This window comes from Nostoc sp. (assembly GCF_036917655.1).
In the GTDB taxonomy this organism is placed as follows: Bacteria; Cyanobacteriota; Cyanobacteriia; order Cyanobacteriales; family Nostocaceae; genus Nostoc.
Map to the genome: position 1 here is coordinate 1 of NZ_JBALCY010000014.1, position 25540 is coordinate 25540.

The 25540-nt window shown below is 42.6% G+C and carries 26 protein-coding genes and 2 pseudogenes; 12 read left to right on the top strand and 16 right to left on the bottom strand.

Translation table 11 applies throughout. The features are described from left to right. Window positions 1–227: 227 nt before the first annotated feature. From V7K30_RS07685 to V7K30_RS07695, 3 genes are read right to left on the bottom strand one after another with little or no spacing between them, the layout of a single operon-like run. On the bottom strand, window positions 228–416 hold the full coding sequence (locus V7K30_RS07685; protein ID WP_334998520.1) for a hypothetical protein: 189 nt from the start codon (window positions 414–416) through the stop codon (window positions 228–230). Between the two features lie 56 nt (window positions 417–472). Next, entirely contained in the window at window positions 473–805 is a 333-nt protein-coding gene (locus V7K30_RS07690) for a DUF5615 family PIN-like protein (protein WP_334998521.1), read from the bottom strand. After that, complete coding sequence (locus tag V7K30_RS07695; RefSeq protein WP_334998522.1) at window positions 802–1053, bottom strand: DUF433 domain-containing protein; 252 nt, start codon at window positions 1051–1053, stop codon at window positions 802–804. Before V7K30_RS07695 ends, V7K30_RS07690 begins: the two co-directional genes overlap by 4 nt. A gap of 8 nt (window positions 1054–1061) precedes the next feature. Between V7K30_RS07695 and V7K30_RS07700 the strand changes: the two genes are divergently transcribed. Both V7K30_RS07700 and V7K30_RS07705 read left to right on the top strand, forming a co-directional pair. After that, the gene (locus tag V7K30_RS07700; protein ID WP_334998523.1) at window positions 1062–1220 is read left to right on the top strand and encodes a hypothetical protein; all 159 of its coding nucleotides are present in this window, start codon (window positions 1062–1064) and stop codon (window positions 1218–1220) included. Window positions 1221–1421: 201 nt separating this feature from the next. Then, window positions 1422–1970, top strand: coding sequence for a hypothetical protein (locus V7K30_RS07705; RefSeq protein ID WP_334998524.1), 549 nt, complete (start codon window positions 1422–1424; stop codon window positions 1968–1970). Between the two features lie 308 nt (window positions 1971–2278). On the opposite strand, the pseudogene V7K30_RS07710 reads toward V7K30_RS07705, so the two are convergent. Further along, window positions 2279–2856, bottom strand: a pseudogene (locus tag V7K30_RS07710) (nitrogenase component 1); the annotation flags it as partial. Window positions 2857–3327: 471 nt separating this feature from the next. On the opposite strand from V7K30_RS07710, the gene V7K30_RS07715 reads away from it, so the two are divergent. The 3 genes from V7K30_RS07715 (at window position 3328) to V7K30_RS07725 (ending at window position 4555) form a co-directional block, all read left to right on the top strand. Continuing rightward, a complete protein-coding gene (locus V7K30_RS07715) occupies window positions 3328–3501 on the top strand; it encodes a hypothetical protein (RefSeq protein ID WP_334998525.1) in 174 nt (57 codons plus the stop codon). Window positions 3502–4184: 683 nt separating this feature from the next. Further along, a complete protein-coding gene (locus tag V7K30_RS07720; protein ID WP_334998526.1) occupies window positions 4185–4346 on the top strand; it encodes a hypothetical protein in 162 nt (53 codons plus the stop codon). Then, complete coding sequence (locus V7K30_RS07725) at window positions 4343–4555, top strand: hypothetical protein (protein ID WP_334998527.1); 213 nt, start codon at window positions 4343–4345, stop codon at window positions 4553–4555. The genes V7K30_RS07720 and V7K30_RS07725 overlap by 4 nt, the downstream gene beginning before the upstream one ends. A 628-nt stretch (window positions 4556–5183) precedes the next feature. Here V7K30_RS07725 and V7K30_RS07730 read toward each other — a convergent pair. The 3 genes from V7K30_RS07730 to V7K30_RS07740 form a co-directional block, all read right to left on the bottom strand. After that, window positions 5184–5924: a KilA-N domain-containing protein gene (locus tag V7K30_RS07730; RefSeq protein WP_334998528.1), complete on the bottom strand. Its 741-nt coding sequence runs from the start codon at window positions 5922–5924 to the stop codon at window positions 5184–5186. Between the two features lie 74 nt (window positions 5925–5998). Then, a complete protein-coding gene (locus V7K30_RS07735) occupies window positions 5999–6385 on the bottom strand; it encodes a KilA-N domain-containing protein (RefSeq protein ID WP_334998529.1) in 387 nt (128 codons plus the stop codon). A gap of 104 nt (window positions 6386–6489) precedes the next feature. Continuing rightward, window positions 6490–6780 carry a hypothetical protein gene (locus tag V7K30_RS07740; protein ID WP_334998530.1) on the bottom strand — a complete coding sequence of 97 codons (291 nt, stop codon included), beginning with the start codon at window positions 6778–6780 and terminating at the stop codon, window positions 6490–6492. A gap of 297 nt (window positions 6781–7077) precedes the next feature. Here V7K30_RS07740 and V7K30_RS07745 point away from each other — a divergent pair, with 297 nt between their 5' ends. After that, complete coding sequence (locus tag V7K30_RS07745) at window positions 7078–7509, top strand: hypothetical protein (protein WP_334998531.1); 432 nt, start codon at window positions 7078–7080, stop codon at window positions 7507–7509. Continuing rightward, a complete protein-coding gene (locus tag V7K30_RS07750; RefSeq protein WP_334998532.1) occupies window positions 7446–7931 on the top strand; it encodes a hypothetical protein in 486 nt (161 codons plus the stop codon). The genes V7K30_RS07745 and V7K30_RS07750 overlap by 64 nt, the downstream gene beginning before the upstream one ends. Window positions 7932–8324: 393 nt before the next feature. Here the strand turns inward: V7K30_RS07750 and V7K30_RS07755 are convergent, their stop codons facing one another. The 8 genes and pseudogenes from V7K30_RS07755 to nifB all read right to left on the bottom strand — a co-directional run bounded on the left by V7K30_RS07755 (window position 8325) and on the right by nifB (window position 16986). Further along, window positions 8325–9731 (bottom strand): site-specific integrase, encoded by a 1407-nt coding sequence (locus tag V7K30_RS07755; protein ID WP_334998533.1) that lies wholly within the window; start codon window positions 9729–9731, stop codon window positions 8325–8327. A 98-nt stretch (window positions 9732–9829) separates the two neighbouring features. Next, a pseudogene (locus V7K30_RS07760) lies at window positions 9830–10744 on the bottom strand (nitrogenase component 1); the annotation flags it as partial. Between the two features lie 157 nt (window positions 10745–10901). Then, complete coding sequence (gene nifH, locus V7K30_RS07765; RefSeq protein WP_334998534.1) at window positions 10902–11795, bottom strand: nitrogenase iron protein; 894 nt, start codon at window positions 11793–11795, stop codon at window positions 10902–10904. 308 nt (window positions 11796–12103) lie between these two features. After that, a complete protein-coding gene (locus tag V7K30_RS07770; RefSeq protein WP_334998535.1) occupies window positions 12104–12460 on the bottom strand; it encodes a globin domain-containing protein in 357 nt (118 codons plus the stop codon). A gap of 319 nt (window positions 12461–12779) precedes the next feature. After that, on the bottom strand, window positions 12780–13679 hold the full coding sequence (gene nifU, locus V7K30_RS07775; protein ID WP_334998536.1) for a Fe-S cluster assembly protein NifU: 900 nt from the start codon (window positions 13677–13679) through the stop codon (window positions 12780–12782). Window positions 13680–13814: 135 nt separating this feature from the next. Next, complete coding sequence (gene nifS / locus V7K30_RS07780; RefSeq protein ID WP_334998537.1) at window positions 13815–15023, bottom strand: cysteine desulfurase NifS; 1209 nt, start codon at window positions 15021–15023, stop codon at window positions 13815–13817. A gap of 12 nt (window positions 15024–15035) precedes the next feature. Next, on the bottom strand, window positions 15036–15407 hold the full coding sequence (locus V7K30_RS07785) for a DUF362 domain-containing protein (RefSeq protein ID WP_334998538.1): 372 nt from the start codon (window positions 15405–15407) through the stop codon (window positions 15036–15038). Window positions 15408–15534: 127 nt separating this feature from the next. Next, window positions 15535–16986, bottom strand: a complete 1452-nt coding sequence (gene nifB, locus V7K30_RS07790; RefSeq protein ID WP_334998707.1) for a nitrogenase cofactor biosynthesis protein NifB — start codon at window positions 16984–16986, stop codon at window positions 15535–15537. A 1643-nt stretch (window positions 16987–18629) separates the two neighbouring features. Here nifB and V7K30_RS07795 point away from each other — a divergent pair. Further along, entirely contained in the window at window positions 18630–19208 is a 579-nt protein-coding gene (locus tag V7K30_RS07795; protein ID WP_334998539.1) for a Uma2 family endonuclease, read from the top strand. A gap of 85 nt (window positions 19209–19293) precedes the next feature. Next, window positions 19294–20259, top strand: coding sequence for an NAD(P)-dependent alcohol dehydrogenase (locus V7K30_RS07800; RefSeq protein WP_334998540.1), 966 nt, complete (start codon window positions 19294–19296; stop codon window positions 20257–20259). A gap of 310 nt (window positions 20260–20569) precedes the next feature. On the opposite strand, the gene V7K30_RS07805 is transcribed toward V7K30_RS07800, so the two are convergent. Beyond that, window positions 20570–21418 (bottom strand): Rpn family recombination-promoting nuclease/putative transposase, encoded by an 849-nt coding sequence (locus V7K30_RS07805; protein WP_334998541.1) that lies wholly within the window; start codon window positions 21416–21418, stop codon window positions 20570–20572. A 291-nt stretch (window positions 21419–21709) separates the two neighbouring features. Here V7K30_RS07805 and V7K30_RS07810 point away from each other — a divergent pair, with 291 nt between their 5' ends. The 3 genes from V7K30_RS07810 to V7K30_RS07820 are packed head-to-tail and all read left to right on the top strand — an operon-like array spanning window position 21710 to window position 25538. After that, window positions 21710–25039, top strand: coding sequence for an NACHT domain-containing protein (locus V7K30_RS07810; RefSeq protein WP_334998708.1), 3330 nt, complete (start codon window positions 21710–21712; stop codon window positions 25037–25039). A gap of 15 nt (window positions 25040–25054) precedes the next feature. Then, entirely contained in the window at window positions 25055–25285 is a 231-nt protein-coding gene (locus V7K30_RS07815) for a hypothetical protein (RefSeq protein WP_334828007.1), read from the top strand. Beyond that, entirely contained in the window at window positions 25278–25538 is a 261-nt protein-coding gene (locus V7K30_RS07820; protein ID WP_334998542.1) for a type II toxin-antitoxin system RelE family toxin, read from the top strand. Before V7K30_RS07815 ends, V7K30_RS07820 begins: the two co-directional genes overlap by 8 nt. Window positions 25539–25540: the final 2 nt, after the last annotated feature.

The following is a 25540-nucleotide window of genomic DNA, read 5'->3' on the forward strand; positions in this document are numbered from 1 at the left end:
GTAGGGTTTAGCCATAATATCGATCAAAGATTTCAGCTACATATTTAACACTGCTAATCAGATTATATGTCCTAACCTATATGGCTACTGCTATAATTGAAAACTACGAAACTGAGTATATTCCTGAGTTAGAGGTGATCGCTTAACTTCACCCAGTATGAATATACAGTGGCGTGTTGTCGAGTAAAGGCGATCGCAACAACAGTCTACTTCTTTTACTGTGATGTCTAAGACGGGCTATTCGGTGATCGCACTATCTCGTAAATTAGTTTTATTAACACGCAATCATCGGGATTTGGGCAAAGTACCCGGATTGTTAATTGAGGATTGGACAGTTTAATGCGATCGTATACCCTCATCACGCGATCGCAAGCTGGTTGTCGAGTGAATGCATAAGTGTAGACCGTCGTAGACATCGCACCACCAGTCTACTTCTTATGCATCTCACACACAATCCCTCGAAAGGAAAGCCTTAGTATAATTCTAGACAATGCAGATTTGGATTATTGAGCAGCCTCTGAATCACCTCCACGCCAGAATGAAGTAGAGATTCAACTTGTTTTGTTGGTGCATTTCCACAACGTAGCCATATAACTTTAGGCGGAGAACTGTACAAACGGCTTCTTTCGGCAAAATCTACATCTTGAGTTACGATGCAAAAGTCATTGGTTTTAGCAAATTCCCATATTTCAGTATCAGTCTTCACTTCCAGCCCATGAAACTGAACATGACTGGAATCAGGGAAAACGTCTGCTAATTGAGTTACTAGCTTGCGACTCAAATTTTGATCAAAAAGCAGCTTCAAAGACCACCTACCGTTTGCGTAGCATCTTGTAGAGAGGCAACTAAACGATGTTCACGGTCAGCAGCAAACTCTAGACTTGCTCTAATATCTTCTTCTGTTAATTCAGGGAAGTCGTCTAATATCTCCCCATGAGACATACCAGCTGCTAACCAGCCTAGAACATCGTACACGGTAATTCGCATCCGTCGAATACAAGGCTTACCGCCTCGCTTGTCCGGCTCAATTGTAATAATATCGTGATAGCTCATGGTGATTATTGCATAGCATTTTTCTAAGTCTAAAACAGGTTGACATGGCGGTGCAACGAAGCGATCACAGAACAGCCTGTCATAGCGATCGCACTAAGGGTCTAATTTTTATGCATCTCACAGATAATCTCTGTCATGCGATCGCACCAAGGGTCTACTTCTTATAAATCTCACAAGATTCCTGTAATTAGTGTGAGGCTTTAACGTTGTCGGACTGTAAATTTAAATATTTACTGTGTGTTTATACTGTTATGAGTTCTGCTGTAGTTTCGTTATGATCAAGAGTGATTAATTAAACACGATCAGCTATCGGAATGACTTTTAATCAGCATATATTCTACCCGGAACTTGAAACTGGCATTTAGTTTATGAGCAATAAAAGTTGGTTTCCTGCTTGGCTACCTTATCCAAAATCGTGGATGATGGCTATTAGATTAGCAATACCAGCCTACATCGGTGCAACCGTACTTTTTGCATTTGAATTTTGGCGCTACTTACTTGTAGGCGGTCTTGGTTTTCTATCTATTACAAGTAACGGTGGTCTAATTTTTTTCTTTGGAGTTTCTGCTATTGCATTGCTGTTAGCTCTCATCTGGTTTTTGATTTTGACAAGAGTATATGCATTTTTGCTCAAGCTTCTGTGGTCAAATCCACCGCAATGGCTTATTCTGCCAAAATTTAGATCCTTGGTTATTCGGGATTTTGGAATACTTGTGTTATCAATTTTGCCAATTGTTGCGGTTTTCGCAATCTATATTTTGTTTGTTAGCAGTTTTAAGCAAACCTTTGCTGATTTAAGAACACCAAGATTAACTTATGATATTTTTCTGCTAAGATCCTGGTGGCTTTGGTTCATTTCTGCTGCTTACCTTTACCAATGGTGTATAAAGAAAAGTTCTGTGCATGATAAGTTTTAGGATGTTTATGAACTACAAAGTATTAGTGAGATAGTTGTATAAAAATCCTAGTGCAGTTGAGTGTCGAACATCGCTGGTGGAGTTGCAAAGTTTATTGGTCGTTGCTGACCACAAACGCTAATGCGATGTCTACGACGGGCGTAGCTGCGGCACCATTTAATCTAAAAAATCGTCATTTAAAATAGTCTTTCATTTTACAGTTTTTCTTTGAGCAAAATGCAAGCAAATCCTAAAAACGAGACTCCATAAGAGTTATATTGTTTAAAGCACAAAAACAAATTGTTCCTAGATAACCCTACAAGTCGCATTTAGGCTAGAAATAAGCTCTTTATTCTCCTGCCACTAAAAAATCTTGCATTATATGATGTTGAAGTGCGTTGGCGCGTAGCCCGCCGGAGGCATCGCTAGGTTCGGAGTAATCCCAAGAGTGCATTTGACGGAAAGGTAGACCCATCTTTTGGAAGACGTACTTCTCTTTCACACCAGAGGCTACAAGGTCGGGCTTGAGGGCTTTGATAAATTCCTCGAATTCGTAAGCGGTAACGTCGTCATAAACGATGGTGCCGTCTTCGATGAAGGGAGCAGTACGTTTGTAGTCATCGTTATGAGCAAACTCATAACCAGTACCTATCATCTTCATGCCCAAGTCTTGGAACGCTGGGACAACGTGGCGAGGACGTAGACCACCAACCATGATGGCAACAGTCTTACCTTCCAAGCGGGGGCGATACTTGCCAAGAATCGCATCCATTGTGGGCTGATACTTGGCGATAATCTTCTCAGCGTTTGCTTGGATTGTTTCGTCAAACTTGGAAGCGATTTCCCGTAAAGATTCAGCAATCTTGGTGGGGCCGAAGAAATTGTATTCCAACCAGGGTATACGGTAGATTAAAACCTATAATCCTTATATATAAACAGTCCTGGAAGTCTGCGTTTTGCGTGGCTTGTTTTTGTCTTAAAGCTTATGATTTAAACATCCAAAACCCCAGTGAAATGGTAATTTGATTTGCGAATTGTGGCTTACTGGGGTAAAGGGGCATGAAGTTTTAGCTGTATGCCCAGCAGAATTATGGGTCGTGCCTTAACACTCGACAGGAGATGCAACAAATGAAGTTGTGTTCTTTGGGCTTAAGGTCGAAGAACACAACTTCATTTGTTAAACTTGCTGACGGATAACCTGATGTTGTCCGGTAAATTTTCGTCAATTTTCGCTGGCGGATAACTTAAAGTAGTCCAGCAAATTTTTGCAAATGCTTGCAGGGTAAACGTCAAGCTTTATACACTGGGTTAAGACGCGAGTGTAATAGACATGGATGTACTAGGAAGGCGGATAAGCGAAAACGGAGTGCTGCACCTAATGGATAGCGAGAAGCCTGGTGAAGCAACTTGGTTCACTCTGTGCGGTCGCAAAATTCGCGCCACTCACGCTCTGCCGTTGCAAAAATTTGATGCTGGCGAGAACTGCTGTACAGTCTGCGTCAGGATGCAACGTGGTAATGAGTTACTGCACTCTCGATTTTTAGCAGCATGACTTCTTCGGCTAATTGATATCTGCATTCAAACTACGTTGAAAAACATCTGAAGCCTTAAGGTTTCCGCGAAAATAAACCACGCTAAACCACGCTAATAGTTCTGGGAGATATAATATATCTCCGAAAACTAAACCACGCTAAAACTGCTGCTTGCACGGGTGCTGTTATAGAGCGTTATAGCGTTTAGCGAGAGTTAATATTTCGCATAGCGCAACATGGGGTGTAGAAAGGCTTGTAATGAGTTGCTAAAATTTTCCACCCATAGGGTGGTTATATGCCTAGTAGCGGTTGAAGTGTTATAGCAGAGAATAGCGTTTTTAGAGACTTAAGGAGTGACTTTGGAGAGCATAGAAAAAACCAATAATTTCTACGGCTGTTTAACGACTGTTCAACGACGATATGACATATCGTGCCTTAATCCTCGACAAGGCCGACGACGTATCTACGAAGCTGCAACACACTGCATTCGTACATCACACGTACATGGAACCCTATAGGGTTCCATGTTGTTCGTGCGTTGTTCGCAGGGTAGTAAAAAGTGCCTAAAGTTTAGTGGTTGCCAAGTCAAATCAAAACCCGATTACAGAAAGTGCTTTGCGTCGCTGTTCGGGGCTGACCTCAAGGTAGCGCTGCACGTTGCGTTAACTTCCTTTCTTCTTCTTACAACTTCCCCAGCTAGTTGATGGAAGGCGGAAGTCAGGAGTTGGAAGTTACATCTGCTCAATTGCGATCGCCTACAGCAACCGGGTACGCCATCGCGTTGTCGTTGAGTGAAACTCTATCAAGGGTTAAGGCTCGACCGGGAGAGTTAGCGATCGCTCAATTGTCATCGAGTTGTCGTTGAGTGAAACTCAATTAAGGGTTAAGGCCCAATCGGGAGAGTTAGCGATCGCGTTGCAGACAATTTACGGTAGTCTTCAGCGATCGCCCGACGTTTTTGTACACAATCGGCGGCGGCTGGTCTTGGTGCTGCACGTTGCGGGAAAGTTATCGGTGAAGTTACAACTGGGCGGGGTATTTTTTGGCGATCTACTCCCCTTGAGACGTGGGTGATTAATATTACATAGTTGACACACTAATTTTTTAAAATTTAAAAAGTTGGTTTTTTCACTGGATCTCCGGGATCAGGTCAAAAAATTGTAGCCCCATACACTCATTATTCTTTTTTAATACTTAAAAAGACTAAATTATCCAAATGATCAGAATTCGACTCACTGTTTTTGGCACGGGTCAAATTCTGATCATTTTAATCCCGTAGAACTGCATTATAATTTTTTATACTTAATTATTATCAAATTATCTGTATTAACAACAGGTAAGTGTGTTTTTTGACTGAAAATCAAGATATACGTGATATTAAGGGGTAAATTCATTACTTTAGATAATAAATAATACTAAATAGCTAAAATAGTCAAAATTTGACCCGTGCCAAAAACAGTGAGTCGAATTCTGATCATTTGGATAATTTAGTCTTTTTAAGTATTAAAAAAGAATAATGAGTGTATGGGGCTACAATTTTTTGACCTGATCCCGGAGATCCAGTGAAAAAACCAACTTTTTAAATTTTAAAAAATTAGTGTGTCAACTATGTAATATTAATCACCCACGTCTCAAGGGGAGTAGATCGCCAAAAAATACCCCCCCAGTCACGAACAATGGAGGGTATCCTAAAAACCAAGCCTCAAATTAATTTTGGCGGTGTCGGACATTCTGGTGTTGGCACAAAGTTTCTTGTCCTGAGATCAAACGAATATTTCTCCTTGAATATCTGCTGATCCGCAGCATCCATTAAAGGATAGGTATTGATGATAGCTAGGATTTTAACGATTTGTTCTGCGTCTTGACAGTTGACCTCAACATTAAGTTCTCGCCTAAGCGTGGTTTTCAGAGACTGTAAACTTAAAGGACTCCCATCTAATTGAATTCTTCCAGTACGAGTGTTGTAGTATAATTTATCCCCCCAAGCGTCTTTGATTATGTAATAGTTACTGGCTAACTCACACTTAAGAAACTCGTAACGCTCCTGAACTGCCTTTTTAATGATGTCCCGCCCCTCCGTCGTTTCCTGCCTTGAGGCAATGTCAGCAGCAAGCGTTGGATCGGCAGTGACGTACTTGATAAGAATCTTGGCTATGTAGTTGGCAAAGCCTGGATCAAGGTAGCTTGCTAAGTGAACTGCCATGATTGGGTGAACCCAAGTTGCCCAAGTGTTGCCTACGCGCTCAACAATCCAGGGTTTAAGGCTTGACTGTTCAATTTTTAATCTTTCAGAAAGCTCTGTTAATCTAGCTTTAGTTCCTGGCAATTGCTTCCAATTATCAAGTCGATACCCAAAATGCTTGCACAATTTGGTAGCATTGATATAATCGTCATCTCTGTGTGCGTTTTGTACTAATTTGTCAAAATACTCTATTTGTGACATACAATTCTTATGTTTTTAAAATGTCAAGCAACCCCTGCTTAGACAGGGATTGCCTTTTATTCTTCGTAGCGCTTCTAGACTGCCTTGCTAATGATGTCTAGCCCCTCGGTCGTTTCCTGCCTTGAGGCAATATCAGCAGCAAGCCTTGGATCAGCCACAGCATACCTGACAAAAATCTCGGCTACATAGTTGGCAAAGCCTGGATCAAGGTAGCTTGCTAAGTGAACTGCCATGATTGGGTGAAGCCAAGTTACCCAAGTTTTACCTACGCGCTGAACAATCCAAGGCTCTGTAGTTGGCTCTGTAATTTTCAAATGCTTTAATCTAGCTTTTACTGCTGGCAACTGCTTCCATCTATCAAGTCGATACCCAAAATGCTTGCACAATTCGGTAGCATTGATATAGCCGTCATCTCGCCGTGCGTCTTGTACTAATTTGCCAAACTGCTCTATTTGTGACATATAAATTCCTCGTTGCTCTAAAAATGTTTGTTTGGCAAGGTTTCAGATTTTGTGATCGTGGGGGCGATCGCCTCGATGACGATCACCCCTACCAGGCATTTTAATTACATAGGCTCTAGCTCCCGGTCATCAACCCATTCCCACTCATTGTCGTTTGGCTTAAACCAAGGATGATCTTCTGGGAGGGAGACGTTATACTGCCAGTCCATGCCAGTCCAGGAAAGGCCAAACACTGTTACCGGGTACAAGATTTCACCCTGCCTCACTTTTGTCTTGTGCAGCACGGTTTGACCAATGTAATATTCGGGCTTGTCGAATTCTTTACTCACTCGCAAACGCCAAAACTTTGACGCTTGACGAAAAATGCCCAAAGTGGGCGCGTCTGACGCTATCATTCTTATTGCCTCCTTATAGGCTTCAACTACTGGTAAGGGGGAAGTCGTGCCAGGGGGAGAGGTGTAAACTCTCTCACTGGGGCGCATTCAAGCTTCTTTTAGCCGGGATGATCATTTATCCATCCCATGTGGGTACTAGGGGAGCGAAACGACGCTACGATTTACTCGCTGCAACCTCTATTTAACTATTATCTGCAACTTTTAGGCAACTGTCAATAGGTTACATAGATATTGCTAAGTTACTCAAGTTGCATATATACTATTGCATGGAATAGTTACATAAGTCTTTGAGTAACCATGAGTAAAATTGCAACAGTCATCCAAGGGATGCTGGCAACTGATAGCGGCTCCATTATCGATGTCGAGTCAAACTCGCCTCAATGGCTTGAATGGTTAACAAGTCATAACTCCTTTCGTTACGAGCCAAAATCTTCACTTACAGGTTTCACCGCCAGGGTTGAGAAAACTGGTTATTGGTATGGCTACCGCAAAATTCAAGGCAAGTTACATAAGCGTTACATAGGCAAGATAGCTGAACTCACCATTGAACGCTTAGAAGAGATAGCTGTACAGCTTGAAGAGTCTCCCAAAACTCAAGTTACAGAAAAATTATCTGTAACCACACCGAAAGCTACAGCAAGTATCAGTGACGATATTGCCCAACTGTGGCAAGCGGTCTCTCAACTGCGTCAGGAGATGTCAGCCTTGGGAAAATTGAAAGCCCGGTAGTAGAGAAGGAAACTAGCACTACCGGGCAAGAAAGCAATGAAGACTCAACTGTAGCGAACAGCGAAACTATCGACCAGTTGCAAGCCGAGGTTGAAAGCCTAGAAACTCGTCTCAAGCATTCCCGCGAGGAAAAGAAGGTGTTAGAGCAGCTATTTGAAGAACTAGCGGAGGAATTGGCTGACGTTGAGCGAGAGAACGATATCTTGAGTGATGGTACAGTTCTCAAAAGGAGATTAGAACGCATTTTGGAACTGGAGAACGAAAACCAGCAACTCAGGCAACAGGAAAAGACAACATCTGCATCCGTGCAGCCAGACTATGAGGCGACCCGCGATCGCACTTTGAATAAGCTAAAAGTTGGCAAGCAATCAACGGCAGGAAAGGCGATTGACGCTTTCATCAAGGAACTAAAGCACGGTTGATAGTCAACTTATGCACGGTTTCAACTCGTCTACAGTTCGCCTACACCCCAACAACAGACGGTGACAAGTGCGCTTTGTGTGCCACGATCGACGGTGATAAAGGCGGTTACACTGCCACGATCAACGGTGACAAGTGCGGTTGCAGTGCGGGTTAAGTGCGTCTACAGTCTCTACAGGTGTAGACGCAACTGTAGGCGGTTAAAACTCGCTCTGGATGCCGTTTTTAGCAACTGTAGACATTTTTTTGACTGGCTATTTTTTAACAAAAATTCCCAAAAAATAGCCTTTTTTATCTAATATATTGCCCAAAAATGTATCAGTGCTAGTTTAACAGTTTCAAAAGCTAAACAGATAGAGATGCACCTCTGCTAATAAGCCACACTTTGCAGTGAGTTAAGTAGACAGCACCTCAATGATTTGATGCCGTGCCAGAGCTTGCCTGAGATATTCCACCTCAGCCCTTAGCCGTGCATTCTCCTCCTTCAACGCATCAATGCCATCTTTTTTATCTACTGCCTGCTTAATTACCTTCTTCCGGTTCTCCAAACTGAACCACTTCTGATAAATCTCAGTGTGAATTTCTACGGAATGCCCCAAATTGTCAGCAGCAGCTTTAATTGGAATGCCCATCATGTGCGCTCGAATTGCCCAAGCGTGGCGTAAGTCATAGGGCGTAAAGGGAATATTTACGCGCCTAAACCATGATGAACAATTAACCCGAATAGTATTGATATCTGCAAAACTAATTCTGTCATCAGTTTGAGCTTTTAACAATTCCAAATACTCTACGTTTTTTAAATCAAACAAGTAAACCCATTCAGGATGTAGCGGTAAAGCTTCTCTATAACCAGTCTTAGTATCTGGGTGAACCTTCCATGTATTATCTTTATTTTCAGGACTCAACCACCAATCAATTTCAGGATTTACAAACAGTTCTCTTGGGCGCAATCCATAAGTAGCAAGCATTCCATACACCCATTCCCACATCTTCCAACTGTCTAAACAACTCTTTTTGATTGTTAGGCTTCTAGTCAAAGAATAATGATGAAAAGATTCCTGATATTTGATGATATCCTCATCACTGGGAATGTCCCTAGCCTGACTTTTGGGTTGTGTAGCTTTAAAATGTTCGAGAGTGAAACTAGTTAAATTAAGAGTTGATTTTAAAACCTTCAACGATTTAACGGCGCTGTATTTGGCAGAGTCTCCCGTCAACTCTGCAAATCTTTTATCAATCTCCGATTGATTCAGCAAAGTATCTAGTCCAATCAATCGCCGCAAATACTCCTTGTAATAGAAAAAGGTGTGTTTACTTTTTTCTGTTAACTTGCGTGTTTTGAAATACTCAGTTTCAAACTCTTCTAAAACATCACCAAGGGTTTGGGATCTGTTGGCGACCTTAGCGATTTTACCCAGATATTTGTCAGTCCATTCAAACTGTTTACGGGCGAGTAGCTTGCCTAGCTCGTTTGCCTCTTCCTCAGCTGTTCTCAACCCGTCCAAACTTGCAGGGATATTTAGCGAAATCTTGTACTGCTTAAAACCAGTTCCTTTAATGTCGCGATCGCCCGGCTTGATGGGTAGGGATGCTTGCAATTGAATAGTCTCCCGTGCCACGACCAAACCCACTTTCACCTTAGCGGCTTTTAGACGGGCCCTAGTGTTTGTCAAACCTTCATCAAACTTGCGTTCCAGATGCTGCCGAGTAGCCTTCATTTGTTTCTGCGTTCCTAGATAGCTGCCATCGGTAGATGCTGGCGGAGTGAAATCCTCAAAAACGTCCTGTGCCCTGCTTTTCATTGTGTCTTAAATGTGTCTTAAAATTTAGTCCATTTAGAACAATGTTTAAATCAAGCAAAGTTAGACGTGGACTAAATCCTGGTATTAAAAACTATTAAATCATACTTCGTACAGGGTATACCATAAGCTTCTTCCATGTGACGGCTGATGTAGTTCATCGACCGATAACAGTGGATGAGGTTCATCTTCACATTGGGGCTCATCAACATTTCGTTGATTGTGCCATCACCAGACCACTGAGCGACTACGCGCAAGCCGAGTTCTTCTAACAGGATGCGGCTAGCCCAAGCATCACCACCGATGTTGTAGTCACCAATGATGGCTACATCATAAGGAGTACCTTCAAACTTGAGTGTACCGTCTTTCTTAGCTTGGTCTGATCTGGTGAACACCCAGTCACGAACCATGTCGTTAGCAATGTGGTGTCCCAAAGATTGGGAAACACCCCGGAAGCCTTCGCAACGCACAGGTACAACTGGCTTGCCAATTTCTTTCGATGTCTTGCGAGCAACAGCTTCGATGTCATCCCCAATTAGACCGATGGGACATTCAGATTGAATGGAAACACCACGGTTAAGGGGGAAAAGTACATCAAGTTCTTGGATGAGCTTGGTAAGTTTCTTGTCTCCACCAAAGACGATATCTCGTTCTTGGAAGTCGGAGGTGAAGTTCATGGTACCAAAGGAGTCAATACCTGTGGTACCGATGTAGTAGTTACGACGACCTGACCAAGAATAATAACCGCAACCTACAGGTCCGTGGCTGATGTGGATCATGTCCTTAATAGGACCCCAGACCACACCTTTAGAACCGGCGTAAGCACAACCACGAGCGGTCATTACCCCAGGAAGGGATTTAACGTTAGACTTAACGCCGCAATCGGACTTACCTTCTTCGTATACGTTTAAGTGTTTTTCCCGCTTTTTAGCGGCTTTTTCAGGATAAGCACTGAGAACTTCTTTAATTAGTTCTTTTCTTTCTTCGATGATGTTTTGATTTTCTGGAGGTGTCATACTTAGCCTCTGTGACTCGTAAGGATGGGGGGCATAGGGGGACTAGGAGTCCCCTCTAAGATTAGGGGGGAGATGTAAGCGAGAAGATGAAAGGTCAAAGGGAAGATTGATATCTTTCCTTTTTCCTTGTGCTAAAGCGTTATTTCTTAGCAGCGATTTATACTACAGGAACTTCAGTAGCACTCTTACCAACTAGCATTGCAGTGTTTTCGTCGCTTTCGAGAATACCGAATTCAATCAACAATTCTTCTAGTTCTTCCATTTCGATGGGTGTAGGAATAGATAGATTTTTGTTGTCGATAATCTTTGTAGCCAATGCGCGATATTCGTTAGCTTGGTTGCTTTCTGGTGCGTACTCGTTAACAGTCATCCGGCGCAATTCTGCGTGTTGAACGATGTTGTCACGGGGTACGTAGTGAATCATTTGGGTGTTCAACCGTTTTGCCAAGGTTTCGATCAAGTCGATTTCTCGGTCTGTGTTACGGCTGTTACAAATCAAACCACCCAAACGCACGCCACCTGTGTGAGCATACTTGAGAACACCACGAGCGATGTTGTTAGCAGCGTACATCGCCATCATTTCACCAGATGTTACGATGTAGATTTCTTGTGCCTTGCCTTCACGGATAGGCATTGCGAAACCACCGCACACAACGTCACCTAATACGTCGTAAGATACGAAGTCTAGGTCTTGGTAAGCACCATTTTCTTCTAAGAAGTTGATGGCGGTGATAATACCACGACCTGCACAACCTACTCCGGGTTCTGGACCACCAGATTCTACGCAACGAACGTCACGGAAACCGGTTAGCATCACTTCATGGAGTTCGATATCTTCTACTGCACCACGTTCTGCGGCGAGGTGAAGAACGGTTGTTTGAGCTTTGCTGTGCAGCATCAAACGGGTGGAGTCAGCTTTAGGGTCGCAACCGACGATGAGGATGCGTTTACCCATTTCTGCCATAGCTGCTAAGGTGTTTTGGGAAGTGGTAGATTTACCAATACCGCCCTTACCGTAGAAAGCTATCTGTCTAATCTTTTCTTCAGTCATGATTCGTGTTTCCCTGCAATTGGTTGGTGGGTTTTTTGGGTTTGTTGGCTCTCACACCTGTTGAGCTACAGCAGTGAGGGTATGTAGAACGGCGCCGGGGGCGATCGCTCCACAGCTAAAATGATCGAAAGTAAGTACATATATTTCCTGGCTAAATTTTTTTTCTTTTGTCCCTAGTCATTAATCATTTATCCTGACTAATGACTAGGAGATTACGCAATTTACAAATACGTCATAATGTGTTTCAGCTTGCAAGATTCAATAGGACTTGATGTTGTTATTTGTCAACAATCAATGCATAAGTCCGATTACTTGTTCAAAATAGCGCCCTTCATATTTGTGACGCGATCTAGTGCAGCTTTGGTGTCTTCTGCTGACTCTCCACGCACAGCCATTGCTTCACCGAGATGCTTGGCGATCGCATCGAAGTGTGGTTGCTGTAGATTCATTCCCGCGTGGGTTTTGTCCATTGGACGACCGGCGTATTGCTTTGGTCCCTCAAAAATTTGAGATAGGAAAGCAACTAGATGATTACGTTGCTTGGGCATATCTGTACCAGCAAAAATGGGATTGAGGAGGCTGTCTGTGGCAATGCGTTTGTGGAGTTCATCTACTATTTGTTCAATAGCTGGTTGTCCGCCCAGTTTGTCGTACAATGTGGCCATATTCTGTTCCTTTGAAGCGAGTTAGATGATGAAATTTGCTTTTTAGGCGCTTAATCTATGAAGCCTATATGCTGTTAGCAGTAATAGTGGTAGGACTGATACCAATTCGTAATTCGTAATACCTTGGGGGGAGCAATCCTTCGGGTGTCTACGTAATTCGTAATTAAGAGAGTTGGATTTGAATCTGTGACTTTCTTTTGGCGAATTGGTATGAAGCATTGAGTGGAGACAATGATTCGGTTCAAATCCTACTTTCTGTTCCTGGCTGAATGCATATTAGGGCGTATTTGTAGAGTACGTTAAGTCAAGAAAGCAATTCCTAAACTGCTTCGACTACAAGGCTCTTGCTGACACGATCTTGTAATCTGGCTTCGATCGCAATTTTCAGAGTTGCTGTACTACTAGAACAGGAACCGCAAGCACCTTGCAGCACAACTTTAACGCGATCGCCTTCGACATCATAGAGTTCTACATCTCCCCCATCTGCAATGAGTACGGGTCTGACTTCTTCATCGAGAACTTTTTGAATTAGAGCAATCTTTTGGACGTTAGTTAGCGATCGCTCTTTAGACGTAACAATTTCTGTGGCAACTTTTACGCCGTAATCGTTGAGAGCAGGTGAGGCGTATTCCTGTTGAACTGATTTAATTATATCATCAATGTTCGCCAAACAGGAACCGCATCCACCACCAGCTTTCACATAATTTGTTACCTCTTCGGCACCAGTGAGATTATTTTCTAGAACGACGCGGCGAATTTTGGCCTCGCTGATCCCAAAGCAACTGCAAATTAACGCGCCTTCATCATCATCATCATGGGTAGCTAGAGGTATGCCACGATAATTATAGATAGCGGCTTCTAGCGCTTCTTGTCCCATGACAGAGCAGTGCATCTTTGCTTCTGGTAAACCACCCAGGTAATCTGCAATGTCTCTGTTGGACACTTTCAGGGCTTCATCTAAGGTTAAACCTTTGATCATTTCGGTTAATGCACTAGAAGATGCGATCGCACTAGTACAGCCAAAGGTTTGAAAACGAGCATCTAGAATCTTATCAGATTCTACTTCCACTTTCAGGTGCAATCTCAGAGCATCACCGCAAGCAATGCTACCGATTTCTCCCATTGCAAGCTTAACCCCAGGTTCGCCAGATTCTTCAATGGCTCCCTGATTCAGGGGATTGTAAAACAGTTCTAATACTTTATCGGTGTAGTCCCACATAATGAATTTTAGATTTTAGATTTTGGATTTTAGATTGGGGGAGTGGGGAGTGGGGAGTGGGGAGTGGGGAGTGGGGAGTACTAAATTCTTTATTCCCTATTCCCTATTCCCTATTCCCTACTCCCTATTCCCTAATTAGCGATGCGCCAGTGCTTCCTCTTGTTCTTGTAACCAACCCGCATTATCATTTTTGAAGGGTGAGAGGGCGCGTAAACGTTCCACAATACTGGGCATTACCTCGATCACTTGATCGATTTCGGCTTCTGTGGTGTAGCGACAAAGGCTGAAGCGAATGGAACCGTGCAAAGTTGTGTAGGGTAAGCCCATAGCCCGAAGGACGTGGGAAGGTTCCAGTGAGCCGGAGGTGCAAGCAGAACCCGATGATGCACAGATACCGTATTTATTCAAGGATAGTAAGATAGCTTCACCTTCAATATACTTGAAGCCGATATTTGTGGTGTTGGGCAATCTCTGCGTAACGTCACCGTTAACTACACAATCGGGAATTTTAGCGAGTAAAGTTTGTTCCAGGCGATCGCGCAGCCTTCTTTGTTTTGTGGTCCCTTCTTCTAAGTGTAACAGTTCTAGTTGGGCAGCTTTGCCCAAGGCAACAATTGCCGGAACATTCTCTGTTCCCGCCCTACGTCCGCGTTCTTGGTGTCCCCCAAGAATGAAGGGACGGAACCGAACCCCGCGTCGGATATATAAAGCACCAATTCCTTTCGGACCGTGCAGCTTGTGACCAGACAGGGTTAACATATCCACGGTGCTAGTCTTCATATTCAAGGGGATTTTTCCCACTACTTGCACCGCATCTACATGGAAGATAGCGCCATATTCTTTAACGCGCAACCCAATCTGCTCAATCGGGAAAATCGTGCCAGTTTCGTTATTAGCATACATAATTGTCACCAAGGCGGTGTTACCCGTCAAGGAAGCTTCTAGTTCATCTAGATCCAGCTGCCCTTGATGATTTACTGAAAGATAGGTAACACTGTAACCTTGGGTTTCTAATTGTTTGCAGACATTGAGTACTGCCGGATGTTCAACTTGGGTGGTGACGATGTGTCGCTTTTCTGGTTGCGCTAATAGTGCGGCTCGAATTGCCGCGTTATCTCCTTCAGTTCCACAACTTGTGTAGATAATTTCTGACTCATCGGCTCCCAGGATGGCTGCAAGTTGTTCTCTTGCGGTTCTCACTGCTTTACCGACTTGCCCACCAAAGGTATGCATACTGGAGGGATTGCCGTAATAATCTGTGAGGTAAGGCAGCATTACCTCTATAACTTCTGAGTCTACCTTAGTGGTGGCATTATTATCGAGATAGATGCAGTTATTTTGCATTGTTGTCTTCAATTACGAATTACGATTTATTAAAGCTTCTGCTCCCATTGTTTGGGGCTGACGCTTTTGCAACTGTTCGGAGTATTTCTGGGAATAGCTGTTAAACCAACGTTCCCAGTAATCTTGTTTATTTGTTAATTTAGCAACTACGCGCTTGTAATCGGCAAACCAGCCTTCCCAATAGTCGCTAGGCTGCTTAACACAACCGTCACAGGTGGGACAACCAGCTTTACACTGAGGCACGGTATGAATGCTACCAATACAGTTTGTACAAAGTTCAGGGTCAATCCAGTGCTGTCCGTCAACCATTTTAACTGCATTTGTGGGACATCCCGATAGACAGAGATTGCAGGAAATACACTGGCTAGTAATTTTGTAAGCCATGATTATTGTCCTTTTTGGGAGTGGGGAGTGGGGAATGGGGAGTGGTGAGTGGTGTTAGCGGTAGCGGGGCATTTAGTCCGTGGTAAGTGGGGAGTGGTGAATATTGAAATTCCCTACTCCCTACTCCCTATTCCCTATTCCCTAATTCTTTAACGTATTGCTCGTAGAACTCTAAAGCAACCTTCTCAATCACGTCGTAAGCTTCAACACTCTGTATTCCAGCTTTTTGCAATTTTTCTTGAGGACTGTTACCAATCTTGGAGGCTAAAACTGCTTTGCAATCTGCGATCGCTTTCATAATATGCTCAAATGTAGCTTCCTCGCCGTATCCACCTTGGCAGTATTGGTCAATTTTGCGATGACCTACAAAGCGAACTTCGTTTCCACCCACTTCGTAAATTTGGAATTCTTTGGCATGACCGAAGTGTTGGTTAACTAATCCGCCGCCTTTGGTTGCTACTGCAACTAGGATTTTAGGACTATTGGCAATTTTCTTACCGGCTAGCGCCTTGTCTTTGGCTACTTTCAGTTCTTCTTTAAACTTCTCAATACCGTCGTGAACTTCTTGGCGTTTATCCATATCATAGTCTGGAGCCATTTCCAAGAATTTCTCTTTGGAAAATTCCTGACTGCGGTCTTCTCCCAACAATCCTACGGCATCGGCACGACACTGGCGACAGTGACGCATCATTTTCATGTTACCAGAGCAGTTGTCTTGAACTTCTTTGAGTTCTTTGGGTGTGGGGCCGCGTTGACCAGTTAAACCGAAGTGTGTGCCATGTTCTGGTGCAGAAATCAATGGCATGATGTTGTGCAAGAATGCACCTTTCTCACGAATGACTCGATTCACTTCGACTAAGTGATGGTCATTAATTCCGGGAATCATCACCGAGTTGACTTTACACAAGATGTCAGCATCTTTCAGGGCTTGTAATCCTTCCATCTGTCTTTCGTGGAGAATCTTCGCGCCTTCAAGACCTCTGTAACGCTTGCGGTTGTAGTGAACCCAAGGATAAATCTTAGCACCGATCTCTGGATCTACCATGTTAATGGTGATCGTAACGTGATCTATATTTAATTGTTTAATGCGATCAACGTAGTCGGGCAGCATTAAACCATTGGTTGATAAGCACAGCTTGATGTCTGGTGCTTGGGCTGCAATCAACTCAAATGTGCGGAAAGTCTTTTCTGGGTTCGCCAGAGGGTCGCCAGGGCCAGCAATTCCCACAACTGTCATTTGGGGAATCTTGCCACCAATGACCAAAGCTTTGTGTGCTGCTTCTTCTGGGGTTAGCAATTCGCTAACTACTCCAGGACGGCTTTCGTTAGCGCAGTCATATTTGCGGTTGCAATAGTTGCATTGAATGTTGCAAGCTGGAGCAACTGCAACGTGCATCCGGGCGTAATGGTGATGGGCGTCTTCGCTGTAGCAGGGATGTTTCGCAATGCGTTCTTCGAGCGTTTCGTCCCTTTCCACGGTGGCGCTGCTGGGGCTGTCGCAGCCGCAACCACCTGATTTTGCTTGGGTTGGCGATTCCGTAGCGTCGGAGTTGAGGAGTCGTGTAGACGGTGATGTCATTGAGTTTCGCAAAAGGTCGGTGGACTTGGCTGCCACTGTGGGAGATGGTGTTGCTACTCTTATATGCCGAGGAATTGAAGTCGCGTCTTCCACAGTGCCTGCAAACCCTTGGGTTCGGGTGACTTGTTATCAAGTAAGGCAGGCAATAGATATCTGATGTTCGGCTGGTGTGTGTCAACGTTCGGTTCTTGGGTAGAATTTGTGCTTACAGCCGCGACTTCTCTTCACTTCAGGCATGGTGCTATGTCATCCCTCCACTCACTTTTCGCTTCGTTTTGTATTGGAGCGTTAAGTGATTGGCGATATAAGATTTATAGCAGCCGTCTCCCAGCCAGATGTTGCGTCTCTCTAGGATAGAATTTATTGGATTTATTACACTTGTACTCAAATAATAAAAACCCTAATTCTTCAAGCATTACAAGGATTAAAAATTTATTTTTCGGGTAGGGGTTCTAGTATTGTTTGGTTGGGGTTCTAGTGTTTATAGATAGGGGTTCAGGATTTATTTGTACTCAGTCATAACCCAATCCCAGCAAGGACTTTAACTAACTTAAAACTGGGTTTGGGTTATTTAAATGTGTACTCAGATTGCCCTCAAATTCCGTCAAAAGCAATAAATGCCAAGGGTTTGAGGGTGAAAAACTGGAATAATCTATATCGTTCTACTCCAGAAAAAAAGCGAAATTCAATTCTGTATCTAACATATCATTTTTTTGAGGGTAAAAATGCGCTTCATCTTTTTTTAATTTTTGCTTTGACAATGATATTCAATTGTGCTTCTAAGTCTTATCTAGTAAGCCATTTGAGCTAGGGAAAATAGATATGTTGCTGCACATAATTTTCAAAAAGCTTAACTTTCAACTCCTTTTTTTTATTCCCACAATTATGGAGATGAGTTGGAAACTCTCGGATTTTGTGTTTGAGAGAAACAACAAACTATAATCTAACATGATTGAGCGATCGCAATGAATTTTCTTAATTGCTCATTACAAACCTTTACGAAAAACCTAACCCCCTAACCCCCTTCCCAACGCGGGAAGCTACAGTGTACACACAAATCATAAAATCCTTGCCTGGTAAAGTACAAGCCGTATATTGGCAAGGTTTTGAGTTTATTAAATTGTTTATCAGTGATGTCAGCTTATTGATAAACAAGTAACGGAAAATCAAGGATTTTAAAAATAATTTTGCCTTTTGCTTGCGGAAAACACTGAAATTAGAAAGCAAACTGGGGTTTGAATAACTCAAAGGTCATTTGACTTGCATAAAACACTGAAATGAGTAAGCAAACTGGGGTTTGCATAAGTCAAAGTTTATTTGACTTGCGGAAAACACCGAAATTAGAAAGCAAACTGGGGTTTGAATAAGTCAAAGTTTATTTGACTTGCGGAAAACACCAAAATGAAAAAGTCAAAAGTCATAAGGTCATTTTGAGTAAGCATTTAAGTATTTTGAGAAAGTAATCAGGAATTTTTATAAAGCAATTAGCCTGATGAGGCTTTGCTCGTTCTCATACGGAGTATGGGAATACATTCATGTAGACTGCTGACTAGCAAGAATCAAAGTCTCTCGACTTTTCGGGGAGAGGAATGGAAGCGGGGTTTAAAAGCTACAATCAAACCAAGCGTGAAAAAATCTGAGTTATGATAGCTATCCCCCAAGAAGCGCCAAAAATGACCGTTGAGGAATATCTGGAATGGGAACCTCAGCAAGACGTTCGCTACGAATATGCCAATGGCGAAGTATTTGCCATGACAGGCGGTACAATTCCCCATAACGACATTGCACTTAACTTGTACACTGCCTTACGCCCTCATTTGCGTTCTAGAGGTTGTCGAGTGAATGTGTCAGACGTGAAAGTGCAACTCACTCCCCAGAGTCGCTACTATTATCCTGATATTATTGTCAGTTGCGACTCTCAAGACCTCAATGCCCGCAAATTTATTCAACATCCCAAGCTGATTGCTGAAGTTCTTTCGCCAGGTACAAGCGCTAAAGATCGGGATGAAAAATTTACTTATTATTTGACAATCCCCAGTTTGCAAGAGTATATCTTGATTGACTCGGAAAAAATCTCCGTTGAGCGTTACTGTCGGGGTGAGGGTAGGATGTGGCTTTACTATCCCTACACGACTGGAGATATCATCACTCTATCGAGCATTGAATTTGAGTGTCCGATTGAACTGCTGTATGAGGGTGTTGTATTTACGACTGAAGAATGAAAAGCGATACGTAGGCGTGACATCGCTACACTGTAGTCATGCTGTCTGAGTTCATTCAGTCAAACAGGGTAGCAGGAGGAATGCGATGAAAGCAGTGGTTATCCGTCGGTATGGCGCGGCTGAAGTGTTGCAGTATGAAGATGTGGAACAGCCGAAAATTAAGCCAACGCAGTTACTTGTGAAAGTTCGTGCCAGTAGCGTTAATCCCATTGATTGGAAAATCCGCCAAGGCATGATGAGCTTGATTACTGGCTATAAGTTCCCGAAGATTCTGGGGTTTGATGTGGCGGGAGATGTGGTAGCCGTTGGTTCTGGTGTCACCCGTTTTAAACCCGGAGATGCTATTTATGGCAGTACTAGCTTCCCTGGAGGAGGTTACGCCGAATTTGCAGCTATCCCAGAAAACTTGGCGGCTTTTAAACCAACAAACCTATCTTATGAAGAAGCTGCGGCTGTGCCTTTAGCAGCGCTCACGGCTCTGCAAGCACTGCGAGATCAGGGAAAGATTCAAACAGGGCAAACTGTTTTGATTAATGGTGCTGCGGGTGGTGTAGGCAGTTTTGCAGTGCAAATTGCTAAGGCTTTAGGGGCAATAGTGACGGGAGTTAGCAGTACTAAAAACTTGGATTTGGTGAAATCTCTCTTAGCAGACCGCGTGATTGATTATACGCAGCAAGATTTCACCGAGGATACAGCGCAGTATGACATTATCTTTGATGCAGTGGGTAAGCGATCGCTCTCACAAAGCAAAAGAGTCCTCAAACCCAACGGAATTTATATCACCACCTCACCCAGCCCGGAAGTCATGTTAGAGATCGTCTTAACAGCGTTCCTTCCCGGTCAAAAAGCCAAATTGGTGTTTGAGAAACCCAACGCTCAGGACTTGGTTTATCTGAAAGAGTTGATTGAAGCGGGTAAAATTCGTGTGGTGATTGATCGCACATATCCCTTACAAGAACTAGCGGCGGCTCATGATTATAGCGAAACTGGGCGGGCAGTGGGGAAAATTGCGATCGCGCAGCCCGTCGTAGACATCGCAGTTTCCAATTAATTGCGAGTCCCAACAACCACCTGGGAATGAATTCTCAGTCTCATCGCTAAAGTCTTCTAAAAAAGACTGAACAAAAGTTTTAGTCCACTTCAGTGGAGTTGAGCTATTAGCCAGAGAATTTATTCTCTTGCGGGATGTGCGGCTAGATGCGATCGTGCAATATTCGCCAAAAGAGTCAAGCAACAGAATAATCATCAGGATTAGTTGTGTGGTTGGTACATTTTACTGATTACCGCGATGTTAGTATCCCAGAGAAAGCTCATACTATTCTTCAGCAAATGGGATATAGCGATCGCTAGATTGTCTAGTGCTAGTCTAATGTACTGAACCAGACTTCTAAATCTGCAATCGCCTGAAAATCTAACAAAGCTTCACCGAGATTTTCTAATTGTTCGAGAGAAAGAGTTTCAATGCGCTTTAGCACCTCTTGGGGTAATTCTCCTATACGGCGAGTGAGTTGACGGAGAATGAGCGATCGTTCTCGTTGTTCTCCTCTTTGTTCCCCTATTTGCTCCCCTATTTGCTCTCCCTCTGCAAGAATTTCTTGATAAATTACTGACTCGCGCATCATACCCTCCCGAAATAGCTGTCTAATGAAGTCTTTTTTGTATTTTAACCCTGCCAAGATTTGGGTGTAAGCTGAAATTTCTGCTCGTTGTCCTGGCTGAAGTTGATTAACTCGTTCCACAACTTGTTTTAACAAGGTTTGCGGTTGCGTAGTTGCTGCCAGTGGTGCTAAGGGTAACAAAGCTGGGTCATTAAGGAACAATTCGGGATTTTCGTTCCATATAGGAATCACACGATATTCGTGACGGGTGTTTTCGACACTGAAGACAGTTTCAATTACCGTTTCTGGTGCCGGAGGAAGCAATAATACGACAACTTGCGTTATTGGTAGACGATACAACCGATACAAGCGTACCCAATAATCTAGCATCCGCAGGGGCAGGGGTGGCGTAGATTCTAGTTTGGTTTGAAATTCTAGATGGAGAATGCGCCCTTGTAGTTGTAAAAAGGTAACATAATCAGCCCGAATCGGTTCAATGCTTAATTCGGTTTTCAGGACTTCGACGTTTGTTTGCGCTTTTCCCAAAACCCAACTAGCAAAGGTAACGGGATGTTTTTCTGAAAGTAGTTTGCACAGGTTATCAAAGGACATTTATGATAGACACGAATCTCACAAGGTATTTTTATTATCTCGTGGAGAGTGGTCTAGTGGGCGATCGCAATTAGTTTGATTGTGCCCAAATACACAGCCCCTTGTCATACTACTTTAGTCATGCGATCGCGCAGAGAGTTCAGCAAGAGAAGAATAATCAGAGTTAATAGTGCTACAAATCATCCTACCCTCTTATGAACAGTATTGTTTCTGCAATAACCCTGAAATTCGGAAACATTACTCAAGCTAGTGGATATACTCGTAATCAAAGTCTCAACAGAAGCGAGTATTATGCCGGACTTGTTAGCTATTTGGGGTGTAACTCAGGCCGCCGGGTTTATTTTTAAACCCATTTTGGAAGACTTAGCCAAGGATGCTGCTAAAGATTGGGCTAAAGATTTATTAAAAGGCATCCCTGGTAAGATTGTCCATAAACTTAAGAAGGAAGACATAGAAATTGCTGCTGGGAAAGCGTTAAAGGAATTTTTGCAACTCATGCAGCAGCAGTTAAAGGTTCGTTGCAAACTTGCTGAAACTGAGATTAAAGAGTACACCAAAGACATCAAGAAATTTATCAGTGATAAGTCGGTTGCAGAAACTCTTGGTAAGGCTTTTGATATTAATTGTGAATTTCTAGACGCTAAAACCCTAGAAGATAGTTGGAACAGGCTGCAATTAAAATCTCTGCCATCTAAGTTTAACTGGCAATCAATTACAGAACAATATTTAACACAAGTCCAAGAACTTCTTTTAGATTCAAAAGAATTACACCATGTCTTAGAATTACAAAAATTATCTGATATTGAAATAAATACCAAAAAAATTGCTGGTGTTATTGTAGATTTTAATTTAGTTAAATATCAAGAAGGAATCCGCGAACGCTATGGCAATCTCAAGTTAGATAGCTTAGATACTAGCGGCTATGCCTATAACGAACTTAAATTATGGCGGATTTTTACTGCTCAAAATGTCCGGGAAACTCATCAAGTTTTAGCACAAGTTCACGAACTGCCTAAAGAACATCTAAGACGGCTGCGAGAAAGTGACCAAGTAGAAGCTGTTGAATTAGAAGAATTAGAACGCCACAAACGGGTTTATTTTGAACAGCCGATCCGTTCAGTTTTAGATGTTATCAATAAAAAGCAAGATTATAAATATACTGTGATTTTGGGAGATCCTGGTTCAGGTAAGTCTACATTGTTGCAATTTCTGGCTTTGAATTGGGCTGAGTTACCACTGGATAATGTTATATCTTTACCAATTCCGTTGCTAATTGAATTACGCACTTATATGCGGCGACGGGAAGATAAAGAGTGCAATAATTTTCTCGAATTCTTTCATCAATGTAGTGGTGCGATTCATCATCTCAATCAGCTTGAACTAGATAAAAAATTAAAAGCTGGTAATGCCTTAGTGATGTTTGATGGTTTGGATGAGGTATTTGACCCTGGTAAGCGAGAGGATGTAATTACTGATATTCATCGCTTTACTAATGACTATCCTGATGTGCAGGTAATTGTCACTTCTCGGATTATTGGCTATAAACCGCAACGATTGCTTAATGCTGAGTTTCGCCACTTTATATTACAAGATTTAAACTCTGAACAAATTCAGGATTTTATTAACCGTTGGCATGAGTTAACTTTTACCGATGCAGTAGATAAAGTCAGAAAACGAGAACGGCTACAAAGAGGAATTGCAGCTTCCAAATCTATTGCAGAATTGGCGGGAAATCCTCTGCTGTTGACGATGATGGCAATTCTGAATCGGAATCAAGAGCTACCAAGAGATAGAGCCGAGCTTTATAATCAAGCATCGCGGGTGCTGCTACATCAATGGGATGTGGAACGCGCTTTGATGGAAGATCAGAGGGTCGATCCCAAGACTATTGATTATAAAGATAAGCAAGCGATGCTGCGTCAGGTTGCTTATCTGATGCAAACTGGTGAGAAAGGTTTGGCTGGGAATTTGATTAATGAAAATGATTTAGTCAAAGTTCTGACTGATTATCTCAAAACCATAGAATTTGATAAACCAAGAGATGTTGCGCGGGTGATGATTAATCAACTGCGGACTCGCAACTTTATGTTATGTTTCCTGGGTGCGGATTATTATGCCTTTGTGCATCGGACATTTTTAGAATATTTCTGTGCTTGGGAGTTTGTCTGGCAGTTTAAAGAAACGCAAACGCTGAGTATTGAGGAATTGAAGAATGAAGTTTTTGGCAAACACTGGCAAGATGAAAGTTGGCATGAGGTCTTGCTGTTAATTGCGGGAATGATTGAGCCAAGATTTGTGGGGGAGATTCTTGAGTATTTAATGGTGCAAGATGGCGAAGAGGAAAAGTTTGTCAATCTCTTTTTAGCGGCTAAGTGTCTTGTAGAGGTGAGAAATCGTCACGCAATTGAGTTAGTTGACAATAAATTACGTGAAAATATAAAAGGATTAACTAAATATGGCAATGTAATTAACATTTCGCAGCCAATAAATGAAATAGAAGATTTTCAAAAAGATATAGAACATAATAACTCAGTTCAGGATATTCGCACCAAAGCAATTACAGCAGTTGTAAGCACTTGGCAAGATTACCCTGACATCTTACCCTGGCTCAAAAAATGTGCGACATCTCATGAAGATAGGGATGTGCGATATGAAGCAGTGCAAGAGTTAGCTTTGAGATGGAGAGATGATCCTGACATTAAAGCTTTACTCAAAAAACTTGCTACCTCCGACAAAGATGATTATGTGCGATATGGAGCAGTGCAAGAGTTAGCTTTGGGTTGGAAAGATGATCTCGACATCAAATCCTTGCTCCAAGCAAGTACTAACGATCGTTGTGATGAAGTACGAGAATTTAGCTTGCTAGCCTTAGTGCGTTCTTGGAAAGATGATCCCAATACTCTAGCTATCCTAAAACATCATGCGATATCAGATTTGATATTTGTGCGAGAAACAGTCACTCACGAATTAGCACAGGGATGGAAAGATGATCCTGGTATTTTACCCTTTCTTAAAGAACTCGCTAGCAATGATAAACAAGGTAATGTACGACAAACAGTCGTGAAAGAAATAGCTAAAGGGTGGAAAGATAATCCTGAAGCTTTACGCTGGCTTGTAGAATACACTAGGTTCGATCATCATTCTAGTGTGGCGTGTGAAGCATTAAGAGAGTTAGCACGCTCCTTTAAGGATGACACGAACACAAAACCTTTCTTAAAAAAACACGCTACCTCCGATCAAGATTCTTGTAATTCACCAGATGAAGCTGTAAAAGAATTAGCCAGAGGTTGGAAAGATGACCCTGACACGCTATCTTTCCTTAAAGAACTTGCAACTTCTGATAAATATAGTATCAGCGTACAACTTTCCGCAGTGCAAGAGTTAGCGCGTACTTTCAATCAGGAACCAGGGATGTTTGAATTTTTGCGTGTTATCGCCGTCCCTCAACCTTCTAAGGGTGATAACCTCTTTGATAATCGATCAGTAGTACTTCAATTAATTATCAAGCAATTTCCTCAGCATGAACAGACTTTACCACTGTTGCGCGATCGCGCCAACAATGACCCAGATGAAAAAGTGCGGGAGTATGCTCAGAAAAAGTTGGCACAATTAGAGAAGTAAAAAAGCGGTGAAAATATGAACAATACAGAAGTTCGTCAGCAAATTAACCAATATCTAGATGGATTATCTTCTGAACGCCTAGAACTGGTTGCTGAATTTTTAGCGTATCTCGCAGATAAAGAAAGTGAAGATGCTACCCAAGAGTTGCTTGATATCCCTGGATTTATTGAATCCTTTGAAAGGGGTAAAAAAGATATTGCTGAAGGTCGGGTAAAAAACTGGAGAACAATTCGGTCTGATGTATAACGTTGTGTTATCTGCCAAAGCCGAGGAGATTTATGCTATGGCAGACCAAGCCTTAGCCAAAAAGGTTGCTAGGTGCTTTGAGCAACTAGAACAAAACCCTCGGTTTCATCCTAATGTTAAACCTCTTAAAGGTGACTTTGCAGGTTATTATCGCTATCGCATTGGTGACTATCGAGTAATTTATCAAGTTGATGATGGAATAAATCAAGTCATGGTAACTACTATTGCTCATCGACGAGAAGCTTATGAATAAAT

What these genes read in the sequence shown, in the direction of transcription:
- V7K30_RS07685 (WP_334998520.1), bottom strand. Translation starts at nt 416, where the DNA reads ATGTCTACGACGGTCTACACTTATGCATTCACTCGACAACCAGCTTGC.
- V7K30_RS07695 (WP_334998522.1), bottom strand. Translation starts at nt 1,053, where the DNA reads ATGAGCTATCACGATATTATTACAATTGAGCCGGACAAGCGAGGCGGT.
- V7K30_RS07705 (WP_334998524.1), top strand. Translation starts at nt 1,422, where the DNA reads ATGAGCAATAAAAGTTGGTTTCCTGCTTGGCTACCTTATCCAAAATCG.
- V7K30_RS07715 (WP_334998525.1), top strand. Translation starts at nt 3,328, where the DNA reads ATGGATAGCGAGAAGCCTGGTGAAGCAACTTGGTTCACTCTGTGCGGT.
- V7K30_RS07720 (WP_334998526.1), top strand. Translation starts at nt 4,185, where the DNA reads ATGGAAGGCGGAAGTCAGGAGTTGGAAGTTACATCTGCTCAATTGCGA.
- V7K30_RS07730 (WP_334998528.1), bottom strand. Translation starts at nt 5,924, where the DNA reads ATGTCACAAATAGAGTATTTTGACAAATTAGTACAAAACGCACACAGA.
- V7K30_RS07735 (WP_334998529.1), bottom strand. Translation starts at nt 6,385, where the DNA reads ATGTCACAAATAGAGCAGTTTGGCAAATTAGTACAAGACGCACGGCGA.
- V7K30_RS07740 (WP_334998530.1), bottom strand. Translation starts at nt 6,780, where the DNA reads ATGATAGCGTCAGACGCGCCCACTTTGGGCATTTTTCGTCAAGCGTCA.
- V7K30_RS07745 (WP_334998531.1), top strand. Translation starts at nt 7,078, where the DNA reads ATGAGTAAAATTGCAACAGTCATCCAAGGGATGCTGGCAACTGATAGC.
- V7K30_RS07755 (WP_334998533.1), bottom strand. Translation starts at nt 9,731, where the DNA reads ATGAAAAGCAGGGCACAGGACGTTTTTGAGGATTTCACTCCGCCAGCA.
- nifH (WP_334998534.1), bottom strand. Translation starts at nt 11,795, where the DNA reads ATGACTGAAGAAAAGATTAGACAGATAGCTTTCTACGGTAAGGGCGGT.
- V7K30_RS07770 (WP_334998535.1), bottom strand. Translation starts at nt 12,460, where the DNA reads ATGGCCACATTGTACGACAAACTGGGCGGACAACCAGCTATTGAACAA.
- nifU (WP_334998536.1), bottom strand. Translation starts at nt 13,679, where the DNA reads ATGTGGGACTACACCGATAAAGTATTAGAACTGTTTTACAATCCCCTG.
- nifS (WP_334998537.1), bottom strand. Translation starts at nt 15,023, where the DNA reads ATGCAAAATAACTGCATCTATCTCGATAATAATGCCACCACTAAGGTA.
- V7K30_RS07785 (WP_334998538.1), bottom strand. Translation starts at nt 15,407, where the DNA reads ATGGCTTACAAAATTACTAGCCAGTGTATTTCCTGCAATCTCTGTCTA.
- nifB (WP_334998707.1), bottom strand. Translation starts at nt 16,986, where the DNA reads ATGACATCACCGTCTACACGACTCCTCAACTCCGACGCTACGGAATCG.
- V7K30_RS07795 (WP_334998539.1), top strand. Translation starts at nt 18,630, where the DNA reads ATGATAGCTATCCCCCAAGAAGCGCCAAAAATGACCGTTGAGGAATAT.
- V7K30_RS07800 (WP_334998540.1), top strand. Translation starts at nt 19,294, where the DNA reads ATGAAAGCAGTGGTTATCCGTCGGTATGGCGCGGCTGAAGTGTTGCAG.
- V7K30_RS07805 (WP_334998541.1), bottom strand. Translation starts at nt 21,418, where the DNA reads ATGTCCTTTGATAACCTGTGCAAACTACTTTCAGAAAAACATCCCGTT.
- V7K30_RS07810 (WP_334998708.1), top strand. Translation starts at nt 21,710, where the DNA reads ATGCCGGACTTGTTAGCTATTTGGGGTGTAACTCAGGCCGCCGGGTTT.
- V7K30_RS07815 (WP_334828007.1), top strand. Translation starts at nt 25,055, where the DNA reads ATGAACAATACAGAAGTTCGTCAGCAAATTAACCAATATCTAGATGGA.
- V7K30_RS07820 (WP_334998542.1), top strand. Translation starts at nt 25,278, where the DNA reads ATGTATAACGTTGTGTTATCTGCCAAAGCCGAGGAGATTTATGCTATG.